Origin of the sequence: Colwellia sp. Bg11-12, assembly GCF_014076955.1 — a bacterium.
In the GTDB taxonomy this organism is placed as follows: Bacteria; Pseudomonadota; Gammaproteobacteria; order Enterobacterales; family Alteromonadaceae; genus Colwellia_A.
The window spans coordinates 42,958-59,872 of sequence record NZ_JACGUZ010000071.1 but is presented as its reverse complement, the minus strand read 5'-3'; the positions used below and the strand labels follow the sequence as shown (position 1 = coordinate 59,872).

Annotated in this window: 16 protein-coding genes; 5 read left to right on the top strand and 11 right to left on the bottom strand. The window is 35.0% G+C overall.

Annotated elements, in window-relative coordinates; genetic code table 11:
* Positions 1-105: 105 nt before the first annotated feature.
* From H4J39_RS09130 to H4J39_RS09085, 10 genes are all read right to left on the bottom strand, one after another.
* The gene (locus H4J39_RS09130; protein ID WP_182227593.1) at positions 106-1,029 is read right to left on the bottom strand and encodes a hypothetical protein; all 924 of its coding nucleotides are present in this window, start codon (positions 1,027-1,029) and stop codon (positions 106-108) included.
* Positions 1,030-1,134: 105 nt separating this feature from the next.
* A complete protein-coding gene (locus tag H4J39_RS09125; RefSeq protein WP_182227591.1) occupies positions 1,135-1,869 on the bottom strand; it encodes a hypothetical protein in 735 nt (244 codons plus the stop codon).
* Positions 1,870-2,017: 148 nt separating this feature from the next.
* Positions 2,018-2,944, bottom strand: coding sequence for a restriction endonuclease (locus H4J39_RS09120; RefSeq protein WP_182227589.1), 927 nt, complete (start codon positions 2,942-2,944; stop codon positions 2,018-2,020).
* Positions 2,945-3,070: 126 nt separating this feature from the next.
* Positions 3,071-3,364 (bottom strand): hypothetical protein, encoded by a 294-nt coding sequence (locus H4J39_RS09115; RefSeq protein WP_182227587.1) that lies wholly within the window; start codon positions 3,362-3,364, stop codon positions 3,071-3,073.
* Positions 3,364-3,741, bottom strand: a complete 378-nt coding sequence (locus H4J39_RS09110; RefSeq protein ID WP_182227585.1) for a hypothetical protein — start codon at positions 3,739-3,741, stop codon at positions 3,364-3,366. The genes H4J39_RS09115 and H4J39_RS09110 overlap by 1 nt, the downstream gene beginning before the upstream one ends.
* A 995-nt stretch (positions 3,742-4,736) precedes the next feature.
* The gene (locus tag H4J39_RS09105; protein WP_182227583.1) at positions 4,737-5,372 is read right to left on the bottom strand and encodes a PEP-CTERM sorting domain-containing protein; all 636 of its coding nucleotides are present in this window, start codon (positions 5,370-5,372) and stop codon (positions 4,737-4,739) included.
* Positions 5,373-5,989: 617 nt separating this feature from the next.
* Positions 5,990-6,133 carry a hypothetical protein gene (locus tag H4J39_RS09100; protein ID WP_182227581.1) on the bottom strand — a complete coding sequence of 48 codons (144 nt, stop codon included), beginning with the start codon at positions 6,131-6,133 and terminating at the stop codon, positions 5,990-5,992.
* A 3-nt stretch (positions 6,134-6,136) separates the two neighbouring features.
* Entirely contained in the window at positions 6,137-7,108 is a 972-nt protein-coding gene (locus tag H4J39_RS09095) for a hypothetical protein (protein ID WP_182227579.1), read from the bottom strand.
* A 13-nt stretch (positions 7,109-7,121) separates the two neighbouring features.
* On the bottom strand, positions 7,122-7,412 hold the full coding sequence (locus H4J39_RS09090; RefSeq protein ID WP_182227577.1) for a hypothetical protein: 291 nt from the start codon (positions 7,410-7,412) through the stop codon (positions 7,122-7,124).
* 219 nt (positions 7,413-7,631) lie between these two features.
* On the bottom strand, positions 7,632-10,325 hold the full coding sequence (locus H4J39_RS09085; RefSeq protein WP_182227575.1) for a CHASE domain-containing protein: 2,694 nt from the start codon (positions 10,323-10,325) through the stop codon (positions 7,632-7,634).
* A 534-nt stretch (positions 10,326-10,859) separates the two neighbouring features.
* Here H4J39_RS09085 and H4J39_RS09080 point away from each other — a divergent pair.
* Positions 10,860-11,642: an ABC transporter substrate-binding protein gene (locus tag H4J39_RS09080; protein ID WP_182227573.1), complete on the top strand. Its 783-nt coding sequence runs from the start codon at positions 10,860-10,862 to the stop codon at positions 11,640-11,642.
* A gap of 61 nt (positions 11,643-11,703) precedes the next feature.
* Here the strand turns inward: H4J39_RS09080 and H4J39_RS09075 are convergent, their stop codons facing one another.
* Positions 11,704-12,519, bottom strand: a complete 816-nt coding sequence (locus tag H4J39_RS09075) for an ABC transporter substrate-binding protein (protein ID WP_182227571.1) — start codon at positions 12,517-12,519, stop codon at positions 11,704-11,706.
* Positions 12,520-12,871: 352 nt separating this feature from the next.
* Between H4J39_RS09075 and zur the strand changes: the two genes are divergently transcribed.
* From zur to H4J39_RS09055, 4 genes are all read left to right on the top strand, one after another.
* Positions 12,872-13,306, top strand: coding sequence for a zinc uptake transcriptional repressor Zur (gene zur, locus H4J39_RS09070; RefSeq protein WP_182227569.1), 435 nt, complete (start codon positions 12,872-12,874; stop codon positions 13,304-13,306).
* Between the two features lie 165 nt (positions 13,307-13,471).
* Positions 13,472-15,826, top strand: coding sequence for a M1 family metallopeptidase (locus H4J39_RS09065; RefSeq protein WP_182227567.1), 2,355 nt, complete (start codon positions 13,472-13,474; stop codon positions 15,824-15,826).
* Complete coding sequence (locus H4J39_RS09060; RefSeq protein ID WP_182227565.1) at positions 15,826-16,350, top strand: DUF6702 family protein; 525 nt, start codon at positions 15,826-15,828, stop codon at positions 16,348-16,350. The genes H4J39_RS09065 and H4J39_RS09060 overlap by 1 nt, the downstream gene beginning before the upstream one ends.
* A 75-nt stretch (positions 16,351-16,425) precedes the next feature.
* The gene (locus H4J39_RS09055) at positions 16,426-16,890 is read left to right on the top strand and encodes a chemotaxis protein CheX (protein ID WP_182227563.1); all 465 of its coding nucleotides are present in this window, start codon (positions 16,426-16,428) and stop codon (positions 16,888-16,890) included.
* The last annotated feature ends 25 nt before the right edge of the window (positions 16,891-16,915 follow it).

The following is a 16,915-nucleotide window of genomic DNA, read 5'->3' as shown; positions in this document are numbered from 1 at the left end:
AATTCTCCAAATAGGTAAAACGCCATACTAAGCGACGCGAATTGTTGGCTAAAATTGCAAGGAACGAGCGCTAGCCAACTGTTTAGGGTACGTTTGAGTAACTTGTTATATTTTTTCTCTTAAATCCAGATAATCTAAATTGGAAATATTGATATTTATATAACTATTACCTTTCACAAGTTTAACTTTTGGTATGCCGTAAACAAAGACCCAAGAGCCTAAATGATTTTTTTGAGAAAGAATTTTAAACTTCTCTTCAGATAACTTTTTAGTGAATGCTCCATTTATTAAAGATTCTGCGATATAAATTGAAGGACTGATTAGTTCTTCATTATGGGACAACGAAGCTTCAAAGCTAACAGCGTAATCATTCTCTTTTCGCTTAACTATGACTGCCTTTCCAAAATATACTCGAGGGTATTTTGATATGTTATTTAAATTTTGGCCTGAAATATCAACAAACATTTCTTTATATGAAACATTATATCCCTTAATATTTACGTACCTCTGACCTAATAAACTTAAAGATTTATACCTCAAATACTTTGATACAAATGCTCGCACTGCATAATACGTAGATGATTGAAAATTTGAGATATTAGTTTCAGATTTTGATTTCCGTTTGTTTTCTTTACAAGTAACAGGAGTAATACCTGTTGAAAACTTTTGTTTTTTCTCTAAGTGTGATTTAGGCCTAGACAACCCAAACACATCTGGAAGCTCGTCCTGTTTTTTAGCTCTACTTTTCCGTCCTCCTATGCCTGAGTTAGACGACAAATCATTTTTTAATATTTCTTTTATCAAATTACAATCAGGTTCATGTTCCCCTACAGCTTTAAAGTAAGGGTCAACTTTCATATCTTGTCGAGTCTTATCCAAATTAGCACAAGTAATTTGAACGGCACAATTTTCAGCGGGGCATTCGAAATTCTTTTTATTTTTAATAATACCTGACCAGTAATAATCGTAGGCAAGTTCGGCGTCAACTATTTCTTCACTATCCAAATTATACGCTTGCTCAACTTTCATGAGAGTACCTTAAAAATATAACGCCTTGTAAAAAGGCAAAAAATTGTTAGCTAAAATTAGCGACGATGGAGCAAAAACCAACTGTTTTTTGTCCTTTTAAACGACTTAGCCGTATATTTCTTCCACCTGAACCAATACACCGCTGTGGTCATTAACATTATAAGAAATACCTGCACCTATATTAAAGTCTTTAACATATGACTCTAAATCTTCAGATTGAGACTCAAATAAAATAAACCTAAATGATTTTTTAATATCCGCTTCTTGGTCGAGTGTTTTAATATTTATTTGAAACTGATAGTCTCCAGGCTTCCAAATGAACTTATTTTTAAACATTTGGATAAATGGTTCTATGAATTGGTCAGTTACTTTTACGTTAGTTTTGTCACCTTCGTTTAGTGGCTCTCTTAATCTAATGATTTCTTCTCTTAAAGCCTTTTCAGAAGATTTAAATGATCTCTCTTCTTCCCTGTTAAAGTAATTCAGTAAGTTAACTCTATTTGACCACTCATCATTCGGAGAAAGTGAGAAGTTAGTGAGCAAAACGCTTTGATTATTCAAAGGGTCAGGTAGGTAATCTTGTGCGGTTAATGTATCTAAAAATTTGCCATCCCTTTCTATATCAATACTAATTTCTTTAATTCTAATATTTCGACCGCCCACATTTCTTAAAATCAGATGGATTTGAACATTGGGATTTCCGACTTTGTGTGTGAGGTGAACTCTTGAATACAGCTCAAGATCCAACTTGGCTTTTTTAAACCAAAGCCTAATTGGTGGTAGTTGGGATAAAATCAAAGCAAAAAAAGCAACTAAGAACGACCAAAACTTCCAATCCATTAAAAACTCCATGCTCACTTTGAAAATACTCCTAAACTGAGATACGGCTAACGCCTTACTAAGCGGCGCAAAATTGTTGGCTAAAATGTTGAACGAAGTGAAAACAGCCAACTATTTTTAGTCCGTTTGAATGCCTTGTTAGTTGCTCTTATGCACAAAATATTTCTGATAATTGTTTTTTAACTTTTTCTTTTGAGTCACCTGTAACCAAAAATATTCTCTGATTATCTGAAATTTGATTGTGCTCTAGTATTAGTTCCTTTGATCTTTGTGTAAGACCAGAAGAAACTACTAAAACACCTCCTTTATCAGAAGCTAAAATCATGTTTAAAAAGTTACGTGCTGAGCCAAGTCCGAGTAACTTGTGGTATTTTTTAGCTTCCACAATTACATCTTTACCTTGATGATTAACGATAAAGTCATATTCATTTGAATCTGACTTGTGGGGCACATTTAACTCTGATAGCGCATCACCAACCATTTTTTCATACTCATAAGCTGAAGCAGACATTGAACCGCCATGATGATTGATTATAATATCCCCAGATATAATATCTGCTTCTGTTTCTTTATCACTTTTCAATTTACCAGTGAGACTAGATGCCCCTATACCTGCGATAATCACCCCAAATGCAGAAAATAACCAAGGCATAATAAGTACCCAATCAAAGCCTTTTTTAACTGGTTTGCTAAGAGGCTTATAACTAGAGCTCAATTTATTTATTGAGGCTAAAAGCGATTCTCTTTTCTCAAGAGGAATGAATTTATTCCCCATGAATCGCTCTTGAACTTGGAGAAGAAGTTCTTCTGATGTATATCGGTAGGATATCCCTTGTTTCAGCTCTTTCCCGCGTATGAACATTTCTACATCTTCAATTGAAATTGATTTTTCATAGAAAATTAATTCTTGCACATCATCCATTAGACTTTCATGAATGACATTAACTTTCCCTGTAGTGATGTCTTTGACATAATCTGGGACGTACATCAAAGAGAAATAGAATGTTCCTCCAACCCCTAAGGCACCAAACAAATTCCATGCATTTTTAAACATCCATTTGAAAAAAGAATTCAAAAATTTACTCCTAACTTCGTTGTGCTTCTAACGCCCTGTTAAAGGGCTAAATATAGTTGGCTAAAATTAGCGAGGAACGAGCAAAAGCCAAATGTTTTTTGTCCGTTTAAGGAACTTGTTAGAAAATCACGGCCACCTACCTGATGATTTAGGTTTATTGATAAAATCCCAAACAGTATTATTTGCTAATCCGTCAGCGTAACTAGCATCAGTAACCAAGACAGTTAAATTTTGGGGGAAGCGAGTTGATAGAGCTATACTCACATCTTTAATTGTGTGCTCTGTAGCAACTAAAATCGCGTTCGGCATTACAGCATGCCAATTTTTTATAATAGGTTGTGTGTTGAGAAAATCTAATATCACCTGCCTTTCTATAACAGGGTATTTTGCTGAGGTAAACGAAATTAAATATACTTTCATTATTTTTCCTCCTTGGTATTAGGGAGGTTATTCCTTGGATTTACAATATTATCTAAAGAAGCTAAAGGAATCTCTATTGTTCCTGTTTTTTGTTGAATAATTTGAAGGGATTCATGTCTTATTTGATAATCTTCCGATTGTAATTTTTCTGCTTTAAACACAGCAAAATATGAAAAACCGATGCAAGTTACCAAAATAGGCGTTAGACCAGAAAAAACTAAGATTTCAAAAATAGGGCTGGAATCTCTCAAAAAATACGCACAAGCAAAGCATAAAGGTGTAGCGATCCCTGTCAACCATAGCATTGGGTTCAATGCACTTTTTACATGTAGTGATTTTGCAGCACTATTGGAAGATTGTCCCAGTTGTTCAAGCACGAATAACTCTCCTTGTGATTTCTAACAGCTCAATAGACGGGATAAAATCCTTTTTAATACAATTCATAAACCGCCTGATTTTTTAAATACAAGTAAAGTTAACTAAATAACATAAGTATATCAAGTATTTATTGGTTTATTGTAAGACTTTTAGGGAAAACGTGTTTTAAAATGGTTTTCTTCGATGAAATTTTGCAGAGCTGAGGTTACAAGGGAGCGCATGTTCAAATAATAATAGGAAGAGAAGTATCCCAAAAGGGCTATAATGGAGTATATAAACTTGAAGGTGTCCCTTTAGTGCTCCTATGCTCCTTATAGGTCATTAAAAATTAGAGAATCAGTCCAATCGAGCATGGGTGCAATGGAAAGTCGGTGATCGATGGGATTAGCTGAGTTTAGCGGTTTTACTGGGATTGACACAAAAACACCTTATAAATGAACGTATAAATTACAGTGAATGACCTCTAATTACCTTGTGTCTTGAAATACCACACTCCACATACCTGAATAATTAAGGTTAATCGTGACAGCTTTAAAAATTCAAAAACGTACAAAGGCAAACGGTGGTTTTATTATCACTTTAAAATCATGAAAAAAAACAACACGATTATACACTGAGAATCTAAAACATTCCGTAAAAAAGAAGGTAGCCATATGATTACCCTTTTATTGGGTGGATCATTGAGGATTACAAAGAAACAGCCTAAGCATTTTGACTTTACTTTTCGCTATAACTGAAGAAATATAAGCGTTGAATTTTAACGAGTAAACAATAGTTTAGGCGTCAAGGAGCAAGTAGATTGTTCGAACAAGGCTACTACATTAAAGAAGTAGCCTAAGTAACAGATCATAGAAATCTTAATATTCTATGGTAAGTTTATACGCAGTTATTTCCGCATAAGTTACATGAAAGCTTTAGTTAAACGCCTTACCAGAAACATAAAAACACTGACTATTATAGGCAGTGTTTTTATGAATTAGTATTAAAAATTAGATTAAGATTTATTCTTAAAACGACGTGATGCTAAGCCCATAATCCCTAATGCAAGAATTGCAAATGTTGATGGTTCAGGAACAGCAATATTTTGTTTTCTCATATTGACAATATTGATTTTACTTTCAACATTTACATGGTTTATCCCATCACGCATATGATATAAAAAATACCCATTATTAGGGCCTAGATCATTCAAGGAAAAATATGTACTATCCGAACTCATCTTATAATATGTAGTGCCTGCGCTGTCAGTATGAGCACGACTGTAATTACTGATAGTTACGTCTGACCCACTAAAATTCAGTGGAATATTTGCCTCAAACACGTCATATATGGAAGAAACATCAAATAGTGCATCTGAAAACATAGTGTAAGTATTACAAAAATAACCAGAAGGGCAACGGGCATCCCAAGTTTGCTCTATATTTCCAGTTGCATCACTATACTGATGCATAACTAAAGAATCACTATCATATACAACAGACCATGAAACAGTTTGACCGGCAGTAAAAGCGGTTGTGTCTGAGGAAGATATATCAGCTATCCAATTTTCGGTTATTAATCCCGCTTTCGTATACGTCGAAAAAAGCAGAGTGATAACAACAATTGCAGTATTTAAATATTTATTATTCATTTAAGTTCCTTTATTTATCCCTTTCCGCATTTTTTAGTTCGAAGTAAGGGAAATGATTAATTTTGCGTAACATTGCACAAAACGCACCAACCACAAAAAACATTTAAATTTCAATAAAATAGTAAACAAATTAAATTGACAGAAGTTATATGTGTAAAATAAATGGACATAAAAAGTAAGTAATCAATTGAATTATATAAGAATCATTAATTAACTATGGTTTCGTAATAAAAAGACTATGAAAGTAATGAACTTCATTAGAAACTATTTAGGGAACTTCAATAAGGTAGAAGTTAATTATCACAAACGAGAACTTTATCCCTAATAAGTAACTGACATAAATTATTGTTTATGGCTTAATAAGTATCGTTAATATATTTATAAATCTGACATTGTATTAAATAAAATTTAAATTATTTCTTAAGGGACAAAAAAGCATTTTTAGATAGATGACATATTTGAAATTAGTCGAGGATAATAACTTTACCCTCGTATCACTATCCAGAGGGATAAAAAAGTCACCAATAGGTGACTTAAATTAAAACGCTAAAATGAAGTAAAATAACATTATCCTGTTTTAGATCTACTTGAGTAATAGCTAGTATTTAACGCCTGACTTATTCTTTTTGCTTATAAATAATCCTACATTTACCTGCTTTATACTTAATAGGTTCACAGGAAACCACAACCCAAAACCCTGATTTTTCTAGATGTTCTTTCATCTCTTCTGCTCTCTCACACGGAACGACTTTGTCTGGCATACATTAACTCCCGGCTAAATTACACACTAAATTTTCATGGGTTTTCAACAATAAACTGTGATCATTGGTCGGATCTATACCACCGGCAATAGCTTCAGAATATAATTTCATTAACTTCAGTAAATCACCTGCCGATTTAGACGCAGAAAACTGCTTTAAAGAACTCACTAACATATCGTCTAAATCAGAAAATAGATTTGCAGCTATGCCATTATCAATAACACTTTTCCATTGTTCTTCGCTCAAGTTAAATGCGCATCGAATTATACCTGAATGATTTTCAACCTGTTTTGAAAAGTTTTTATCATAAGATCCTAAAGCACTTTCCGCGCTATTTTTAAAAGCATCTTTGATATATGGCTGAACGGCGAGTAATTTAGCGGCTTCACCTGTTGCAAAATATTGCCCATTTTCAAATTCATTTTCATCAATATCGGTTGTAATGGTTGTATCAATACTGGCAAGCACCGATGAGTATTTATCACTATTACCATCGGTGCCTTTGTGAATAGGAATATAAGAGGCTTCTTTTCTTTTATAGCCTAAGGTGAAGTTAGGAATTGAGTTTGAAAGGCCAAATTTAAAGCCAAGGGAAGTACTTGTACCAAAAATTAACGCTTTGCGACCTCCTACGAGTTCATCGTCAGAGCTTTGTTGATAACCAATAGCATCAGGGTTAATAACTAAAGTTGCTGCTTCACCGGTTGCATAAAGCTGCTTTATGGTTGGGCTTGTTATTTCACCACTTGTTTTCATGGAAGCAACAACTGGTGGTACCGCTCCATTTTCATAATTTGGTCCAAAGAACCCTTCAACACGGTCATATGCAAAAGACACGGTTCCTGGAGTACTGTCGACATCAATCACTGCTATCGTGGTTTTTGTTACGAAAACAGCACTATCTGTTGTGCTACACCCAGATAAAAAAAGACTAAAGCACAAAGTAAATAAAATATACTTATTACAAAATTCCATCTTAAAACTCCTTTTACTCTTCATTTTTAATAATAACAGCCACATCATTTTTTAAAATAGTGGTTGTTTCACTATAATATCCAATAGAAATCCCGTTATGTATTGGTGTATCTGAATACATAACCCCTACATTAGTAATTTTTACCTTGTCGCCTGCAACCAAGGTTTGATCTGCGGGTTTTTCAAGTGTCAGACTAACGAACCCAACAATTTTCTGATTACCGTCACTATCTTGGTAAGTTACTGCGCAAGAACTAACAAGGAGAAATAATAAGGGGATAAGCTGCTGAAGTTTAATCGGCATACTCTATGTTTTCTTACATAAATTAATGGTATCAATAACAGTAGAACAGCAATAACATTTTCGCAACATTTCAACTACACCTATTAACCAAGCTTGAAGGTGTCGCAACTTATAATGATAAATGAAATAGGAAGGTTTAGCAGAACGGCTATCTTCGGCTAAATATTTAAAGAGTTGGCTAAGAGCCCGTATTAGTTTTTATCGAATATAACTAATCATCTATTTACCTGATAAATACTTATTAAGTACATAGTACAAATCAGCTTGTTGAAATGGCTTGTGTATAAAGTCTTCAATACCAAGCTCAAGGGCTTTTTCTTTGTCTTCTTTGCCGACACTGGCACTTAATATGATAATAGGAATATCTTTGAGTTTATCGTTTTGTTTAATAAAATGTGATGCTGTAAACCCGTCCATAGTTGGCATTTGTAAATCCATTAATATTAACTTTGGCTTATTACTTTCAAGGTAAGTTAGCGCTTGCTGACCATCTCCAACCAAATCACAAGTTACTCCTAAAGAGAGTAATTGCTTTTGGGCGATAAGCTGATTTATTTTATTGTCTTCTACGACAAGAATATTTACACCTTCGTAACTCGGTTGGGGTGATGCAATGCCCCTATCGTTATTTTTTACTATGGGTTGTTCCGACTGAGGTAATTCTAACGTTACAGTAAATGTGCTGCCTTTTCCTGGTTGACTTATTAGGTTTATATCTCCTGCCATCAAAGCACATAATTGTTTCACAATTGATAAACCTAAGCCTGTACCACCATATGTTCTTGTGGTGGAAACCTCGGCTTGGGCAAAAGCATTAAAGATATGTATTTGCTGTTCTTCATCAATACCTATGCCTGTATCTTTAATTGTTAAGGTGAGTACTCTGGTATTTTGTGCAGTATTTTGGCAGCTACCGTCAATACTAATAGTACCTTGGTCAGTAAATTTAATCGCATTATTGAGTAAGTTTATCAATATTTGTTTAAACCTAAAGTCATCACCAGCGACCCATTGCTCAAAGTTTGAGGACAAATTTTTATTGATTGAAATTGACTTTTCTCCCGCCTTTTCATTCAACATTTCTATTACTGATATTGTTTCTATTGCAGGGCTAAACGATCTATTTTCAAGGTTTAACTCCCCCGCTTGCATTTTAGATATGTCTAAAACATCGTTAACAATATTAAGTAAAATATTTGATGAGTGGTTTATTTTAGATAAATAATCAATGGCATTTGCATCATTTGTTTCACGCTGAGCTATTTCGGTAAAGCCTATAATCGCATTTAAAGGCGTTCGATATTCATGACTAATATTTGCTAAAAATAGATTTTTTGCTTTATTCGCAATAACAAGTTCAGTATTACTTTTTAATAATTCCGCGGTGTTTTTTGCTACTTTTTTAGTAAGAGAATAATTAAAAGTGATGATAAAAAAAACAAACATCACACAGATAATACCAATAGTACAAACGATAAACATGATGCCAAGGTTGCTCCAATCTATCAGGCCTTGTTCAAATTTCTTCGTACTCGAAAATGATAATTGAGCTATTTTATCGAATAAAATTATCTCTACACTGTGTATAAACAACTGATTAGGATTATAACTTTCATGTGAAAAAACATTGTTTTCGCCATAACTTAATTGGTAAGTGAAGTTATTTTCATCAAGACTTTGATGCACACCAGCGAGTAAAAGATCTAATTCAAAAACGGCCTCAACTAAGCCTTTTAATAGAACAGTGTTAGTTTGAAACTCTTTTTTGTAAACTGGGTAATAAACAACAACACCGGTAAATTTATCTTTTTGCTGTACTAGCGACAATAGAGGTGTAATAACATGTTTTTTAAGGCTGATGGCTTTGTTGGCACTCGCACTTACAGGTGGGTGCGTCGAAACATCTAAACCCACTGCAGATTTATTTGCTTCAAGGGGCTCGATAAAAGTAATGGGAAAATATTGACTCTGATTAGGTGAGCGTTGAAACCCTTGCTCGGTAGATTTTTTGATATAGCTTTCAGTAATCCCCTCTTCTGACAATGCTAACTCAAATGCTATTCTGCTGCCAGAGCTTATTAACGGCACCCAAGCTAATGCTCTTAGGCTGATGTTTCGTTGTTCTATTGTATTCGTGAAGGCTTTAAATTCTGCCCGTGTAACATTCTCACTTGCTTGGAATAGTCCGCCTAATGCGGTTAAATGATGCTTTATACTCGATTGAATAACATTAACCTGCTCTATAAATGGTTGAGTCACATTAATAAATTCCTGCTCTTTTTCTAACTGTTTATTATAGCTCGATAAAATATAAATCAAGCTAATAACACTCAATACACAAAGGGTTGTTAAAATAGCGGCTGTTTGACGTTTTGCTTTTCTAACATAGATATTCTTTCCAAGAAATAGAATAACCGGGGTTAGAAAGATAATACTGATGAAGTCGCCAACCCATTTTGCTGCCCATATATAATAAAGAACTTCTCTGGGAATTTTTAGCCATACCCAAAGTGATATCATCACGATAGTACTCGTAATAAATGTTGATAAAGGCCCTGCTAAGATTAAAAACTTAATAATCTCACTAGGGATACGTGTTTTAAGGGGCAAAGTAATAAAGCGTAAAACTAATTGCTTACTAATAACTAATTGTAAAACGCTTACTAGAGATAAAATAATGATTAAATAGATTGAAAAAGAAGAGGTTGAATTTAGTTGATAAATACTGACCAGCGAGGATAACACCGAGCCTATTAAAATTGTACGCCCATATAAAAAATATAAGCCAAGCATCACGCCCGACACCGGCCAAATGAGACTGGCAAAGCCAAAGGGGATGGTAAACAGCGAACCAAACTTTACCAATGAGAAGTGAATGCAAAAAGCAATGACTACAAATAATATGTTTTTCAAATCAAGTCGCTCATCTAACTTCCCTGAATAATTGAATTATCTCTGTAATAATAATTTGTTCTTAAACTGAATTTTCTTAGCTATTGCGATTATCGTTGAGACATCATGGTTGGTTTTATTCTTGATATCAATAACAAAAAATCAAAAACAGTACAATCTACCCTGCTCTATTTGATTACCCATAATTGTTAAAAAATAACTAGATAAGGGTCAACAAATTATAGTTGGAGGTATCACTTTAGCTATTGCTTTGCTCATAAAAAGTAAATTACTGCTAAGGCCTTAGTTGAGGACTCCCCTTGTTGGCTTTACTTCTAACGACTAAAATCATTTAGCACTTAAGCCCGTTTTTATGTTTTAGTCATTACATGCATTAAATAAGTATTTACCTTTAAATTACGTTTTATCGCTCTTAACGTATAATTTGACAATAAAGTAATTTAATCAGCTAAATTAAAAGCGTCTTTCAGGTCCACACAACAAACGTTATGATTATCTGCTCAACATGACACTTAACTATTTATAAGGATAATGATGAAAGTATTACCCTTTACACTATTATGGATAATTGTTTTTACTACTAATTTATTTGCTGAGACCATTCGTATCACTAATGGTGAGTGGGAACCATTTCTATCTAATTACAGTTACCAATATGGTCTTGACTCTCATATAGTCACTGAAGCATTTAAGTTGGAAGGTATCGAGGTAGAGTGGGGGTTTTTCCCTTGGAAACGAGCTAATGAATATGCCAAAGAGGCAACCGATTGGGATGCTTCTTGTTGCTGGTGGCCTGACGATGAGACAAAGAAGGCGTTTTTAGTGAGTGATGCTATAACAGAAACGTCTTTTGTTTTTTATCACCTGAAAAGCTATGAATTTCATTGGCAATCAATGCAAGACTTAAAAGGAATGAAGATAGGAGGTACAACAACGTATGATTATGGTAAAGCGTTTATGAACGCTATTGCTAAAGAACACTTTACTGTTGATTTTACCTCAAAAGATGAATTCAATTATAAGAAATTATTGGCTGGGCGCATTCAAGTCTTCCCAAACGATCCTTCTGTTGGTGATGCTCAGATTAGAAACTACCTATCACCTGATGAAGCTAACCTTTTAACTTATAACCCGAAAGAATTTGGTCGCAGTACGCTTCATTTAATTATGAGTAAAGATCATAAGCGCAATCAATATTTTCTTGATAAATTTAATAGTGGTTTAAAAAAATTAAAAGCCAGTGGACGTTTTCAACAGATGTTGGAAGACTTGAAAGCAGGAAAGTATGATAAGAAAAAATATCTTTTTGAAGATTAAGGTGGCGCACCTCATGAAAAGAATAATTGCATCATCGCAACGCTATGTTTGCCTGTAATCATTATTTAGCTTGATTTACAACAAACCACTTAGCTTTTAACTTGTCTACTATGCCGTTTTCAATAATTTTTCGTTTACCCTGACTATAAACTTCGAGCAAATCAGAATGCTGTCCTCTGCCTTTCATTGAAACCACGTACTCTGAACTTGAACCGATGATCGGGGTTTTTATAAACTCTCCTTCCAGACCTTCTTTTTTTAAAACATAATCCCAGCTGTCTTTGTAACCAATAAAGCCATTTATATGTCCCTTTTGAAGCATTTGAAAGCCATTTGATATATTGCCTATTTGATATTTAATAACATCGCTAAGCGCATTCCAATTTTTTCCATAATTGAAGCCTCGTTTTTCGCCAATTATTTTTTCACTTAATGAATTAAAACCCTTCCATTTTAAAGAAGCATTTTTGTGTGAGTAAATGACATAGTCAACGGTATTAACGGGCTCTCTTGAATAATTATACTTTTTTAATCTTTCGTCTGATTTACTCATAGGAAAGAGTAGTTCGGCATGACCGAATTCAAGAATTTTTATGGCTCTACTCCAAGGAACGATCGTATATTTTATTGAATAGCCCATAGCATAGAAACTCTCTTGGAAAACTTCCCAACTGTAGCCCTTAACTAGATCAGTATTCTTTTGGGTCGATGAAACTCCTTCAACTGCTTTGCTACCATCGACAAAAACATAGGGGGCGTAATCGATCAAACTTACCACAGACACAACTTTATCTAAGCTAACCGTTAATTGAACATTGGCGCTCACCACACAGGTAGCCATTAATAGTATGGCTGTAAATATTCGTTTAAATCTCATCGGGCACTTCCCTTCACTTGAGAGACCTAACTCCTCTAAGAACACAATATTTTTAACAAAAACATTTGAGGGTAGAAGTAATACTTAGACCATAAATGTTTATTAATAAAGTGCTAAGGATAAAAATATAAAGCGATATAAAGATTCATATGACGTTTAAGTACTCGTATTCTTTGGCGAGATGTTCAATCAAAAAATGACGAGTAATGTTATAAAGTAAACGTTGAAAAGCACTTACAACTACTTTTCCTTAACATGCTAAGCAATTAACCATTCAAGCATATTACATCATTAAAACCTCTGTGTTAGACTGCTAAAAAATCATCCAATTAATGCAAGTACCTACGCCATAATGAATGCAGAAGAATTACTAAGCCAAGCAAAAGAGTCCTGCAAAAAGCGTGGCGCTCGATTTACGTTGGCTCGCGAGCAAGTATTTAAACTATTAACTAGACATAGCGGTGCTGTTGGCGCCTATGATCTTCTTGATGAGCTAAAGTTGATTGACCCAGCAGCGAAACCTGCCACTATCTACCGCGCCCTAGACTTCCTTAGCAAACAAGGATTTGTTCACAAAATAGAATCTCTCAACTCTTTTGTTATGTGCCATCACTTTAGTGAATGTAATCATCCTGTACAGTTATTAATTTGTGACACTTGCGGCCATGTTGAAGAGATTCAGTCCTCTAATTTAGACCTTGCTTTACGTTCAATGGCAGATGCAACCGGCTTTACGATTAGCCATCAAATTGTTGAAGCTCACGGCGCCTGCCAAACCTGTAGTTAAAGTAACTTTATCGAATTGTAATTAATACTTTACCCTCGGCCATTTGACCTATATATCGAGCGATTGGTCGCATAAAAACGACTTCCCCCCTTAACTTTTTGAGCCTATTCATGTTATAAATATGCGGTTAAGCGTGTATACATTATAATAATACTCAGGAAGCCTATGAAACATTCAATCAAATCAGCATTGCTTTGCTTATTTGTTGCTGCCAGTAGTGGTAGTGCGATAGCAAAGAATACGGTCGATACCGATAAATTTCGACAATTAGAAGAAATCTTACCAACACCCAATACTTACAGAACAGCATCAGGCGCGCCGGGACATCAATACTGGCAACAACAAGTTGATTACAAAATTAACATTCAACTTGATGATAAAACGCAAACATTAAAGGGTAGCGAAACAATTAGCTACACCAATAACTCTCCAGATACTTTAAAGTACTTATGGATACAGCTTGATCAAAATCGCTTAAAGCGCGACTCAGACAATCGCTTAACAAGCACTGCGCCTAATAAAAAAGTAACTTACAACGGCTTGCGTGGCGCCATTGAGTCAACTGAATTTGACGGTGGTAATAAAATCACCGCAGTTACCGCGTCGAACGGTAGCGCACTTGACTACACGATTAATGGCACGATGATGCGCATTGATTTACCTAAAGCATTAAAATCAGGTGACGATGTTGAATTCAACATCAGCTGGAACTACAACCTACACGAACAAAAAGTGCTGGGTGGCCGTTCAGGTTACGAATACTTTAAAGAAGATGACAACTACTTGTATGAACTTGCAGGCTGGTTTCCTCGTGCAGCAGCATACTATGACGTTATGGGCTGGCAAAACAAACAGTTTTTAGGTAACGGTGAGTTCACTTTAGAATTTGGTGACTACGACGTTAAAATTACGGTACCTGCTGACCATATTGTTGCCGCTACTGGTGAATTACAAAATGAAAGTAAAGTATTAACAAAGATACAACAAAAACGCTTAGAAAAAGCTAAAAAAGCGAAGAAACCTGTCTTAATTGTTACTGTTGAAGAAGCTCTTGAAAACGAAAAGTCTCGCTCAACAAAAACAAAAACCTGGCATTTTAAAGCGAAAAATGTGCGTGATTTTGCTTTCGCTTCAAGCCGTAAATTTATTTGGGACGCTCAAGGTTATAAAGAAGGCGGTACCGATACCATGGCGATGTCTTTTTACCCTAATGAAGGTAATCCATTATGGGAAAAATACTCGACTGAAGCTATTATCCATACTATGCAACAGTATAATAAGTATACTTTTGCTTACCCATACCCAGTATCAATTTCAGTAAATGGTCCGGTTGGCGGCATGGAATACCCGATGATAACGTTCAACGGCCCTCGCCCTACACTTGATAAAAAGACCGGTGAAAAAACTTACTCTCGTGGTACTAAATACGGCTTAGTTGGGGTAATTATCCACGAAGTGGGTCATAACTACTTTCCAATGATCGTTAACTCAGATGAACGTCAATGGACTTGGATGGATGAAGGTTTAAACACTTTCCTACAGTTTTTAGCACAGCAAGCATGGGAAGAAGGTTATCCTTCACGACGTGGACATGCTGCTGATATTACTAACTACATGAAAAGCACGAACCAGGTCCCCATTATGACTAACTCTGAATCAATTCTTCAGTTTGGTAATAATGCCTACGGTAAGCCTGCAACGGCATTAAATATTTTACGTGAAACGGTAATGGGCCGCGAATTATTTGATTTTGCCTTTAAAGAATATGCACAACGTTGGATGTTTAAACGTCCAACACCTTCAGACTTTTTCCGCACCATGGAAGATGCCTCAGCTATTGACCTAGATTGGTTCTGGCGCGGTTGGTTTTACACAACAGATCATGTTGACATCGCTTTAGGTAATATTCATTTATACCGTCCTAATAGCCAAAATCCTGATACAGAAGCTGCTTGGAAACGAGCATTAGAAAGTGAAAAGCCAACCTTTATTAGCGACCTGCGCGATAAAGGTCAATGGCTTAGAACCACTGACAAGCCAGAATTGTTAGACTTTTATAATGAACATGACAAATTTACGGCAACCAATAAAGCACGTAATACTTACAACAGCGCAAATAAAAAGTTAGAGCAATGGGAAAAAGACCTACTTGTTGATGAAAGAAATTTCTACATCGTTGATTTTGAAAATAAGGGTGGCTTGGTAATGCCTATTATTGTGCAATTAACTTTTGCAGATAAAACAACAGAACAAGTACATATTCCTGCAGAAATCTGGCGTAAAAATAGCAGTAATGTTTCTAAATTATTTATTACTGATAAAGAAATTACCGCTATTGCTATTGATCCAAACTGGGAAACGGCTGATGTAGATGTTAATAATAACTACTGGCCAGCACGCCCTATTAAGTCAAGCTTTGAGTTATATAAACGTAAGAAAAAAGATATGATGCGTGACTACAATGTAAAATTAAAGTCTGCCGATGATGAGAAAAAAGACAAGGAAGAAGAAGATAAATAATGGTAAAAAATTCATTATTTAAAAGCTTTGTTTTTTGTTTATTGTGTGGGGTTGCGCTTTCCAGCGCAGCCCACCGCTACTTCTTTGGATTAACTGACTTGTCAGTTAATCCAAGAACCCATAATATAGAAGTGATTCATCAACTAACGGCTCACGACATTGAAAACGCCATTGCTGAACAACAGCAAATACACTTTTCACCTGAGCACGCAGAATACGAACAGCTGATCCAAAACTATGTAGAAGCGCACTTCAAGCTTATTGACGTTCAAGATAATAAAAATCACGAAATAAAACTTAATTGGATTGGTTTAGAAATAGCTAAAGGTAACGTTTATATTTACCAAGAAGCTAATTTTGAAAAATTTTTATCTGGATTAGTGGTAAAAAATGATTTACTCGTCGATACTTACGCTAAACAGATAAATACTGTAAATTACAAAGACGAAACGATTATTGGCAGTTTAACTTTTTCGAAATCCGTTAAAACGGCTAAAATTGCGATAATAAAAAACAATAACTAGTAGGAACGATTTACATTTGCTAAATTAACATGCAAAATCAATTTACTAGTATAACTAAGCCCTTGGGAAACATTCATGAATGTAGAGTTTATCAACCCTTTCTTATCTTCAATGCTCAATGTAATGTCTACTATGGCACAAATGGAATTAGTACCAGAAAAACCTCGTTTGAAAAAAAATGAAGTTGCGATGGGTGATGTTTCAGGTTTAATTGGCATGGTGAGCGCGCAAACTAAAGGCTCACTATCTATTACTTTCGAAGGAAAGCTGGCACTTGCGACCATGAAAAAAATGGTCGGTGAAGGTCCTGACGAAGTTAATGAAGAAATTACTGATTTAGTCGGTGAAATTACTAATATGGTTACCGGCGGCGCTAAGCGCATGCTTAGTGAAAAAGGTTTTGAGTTTGACATGGCAACGCCTATGGTTGTTTCTGGCATAAATCATACCATTCACCATAAAGCTGATGGTCCTATAATTATTATTCCATTAAATTCTGAGTTTGGTAAAGCTTTCATTGAGTTCAGTTTCGACAAATAATGAAGTGCTAACTTTTCAGCGCCTT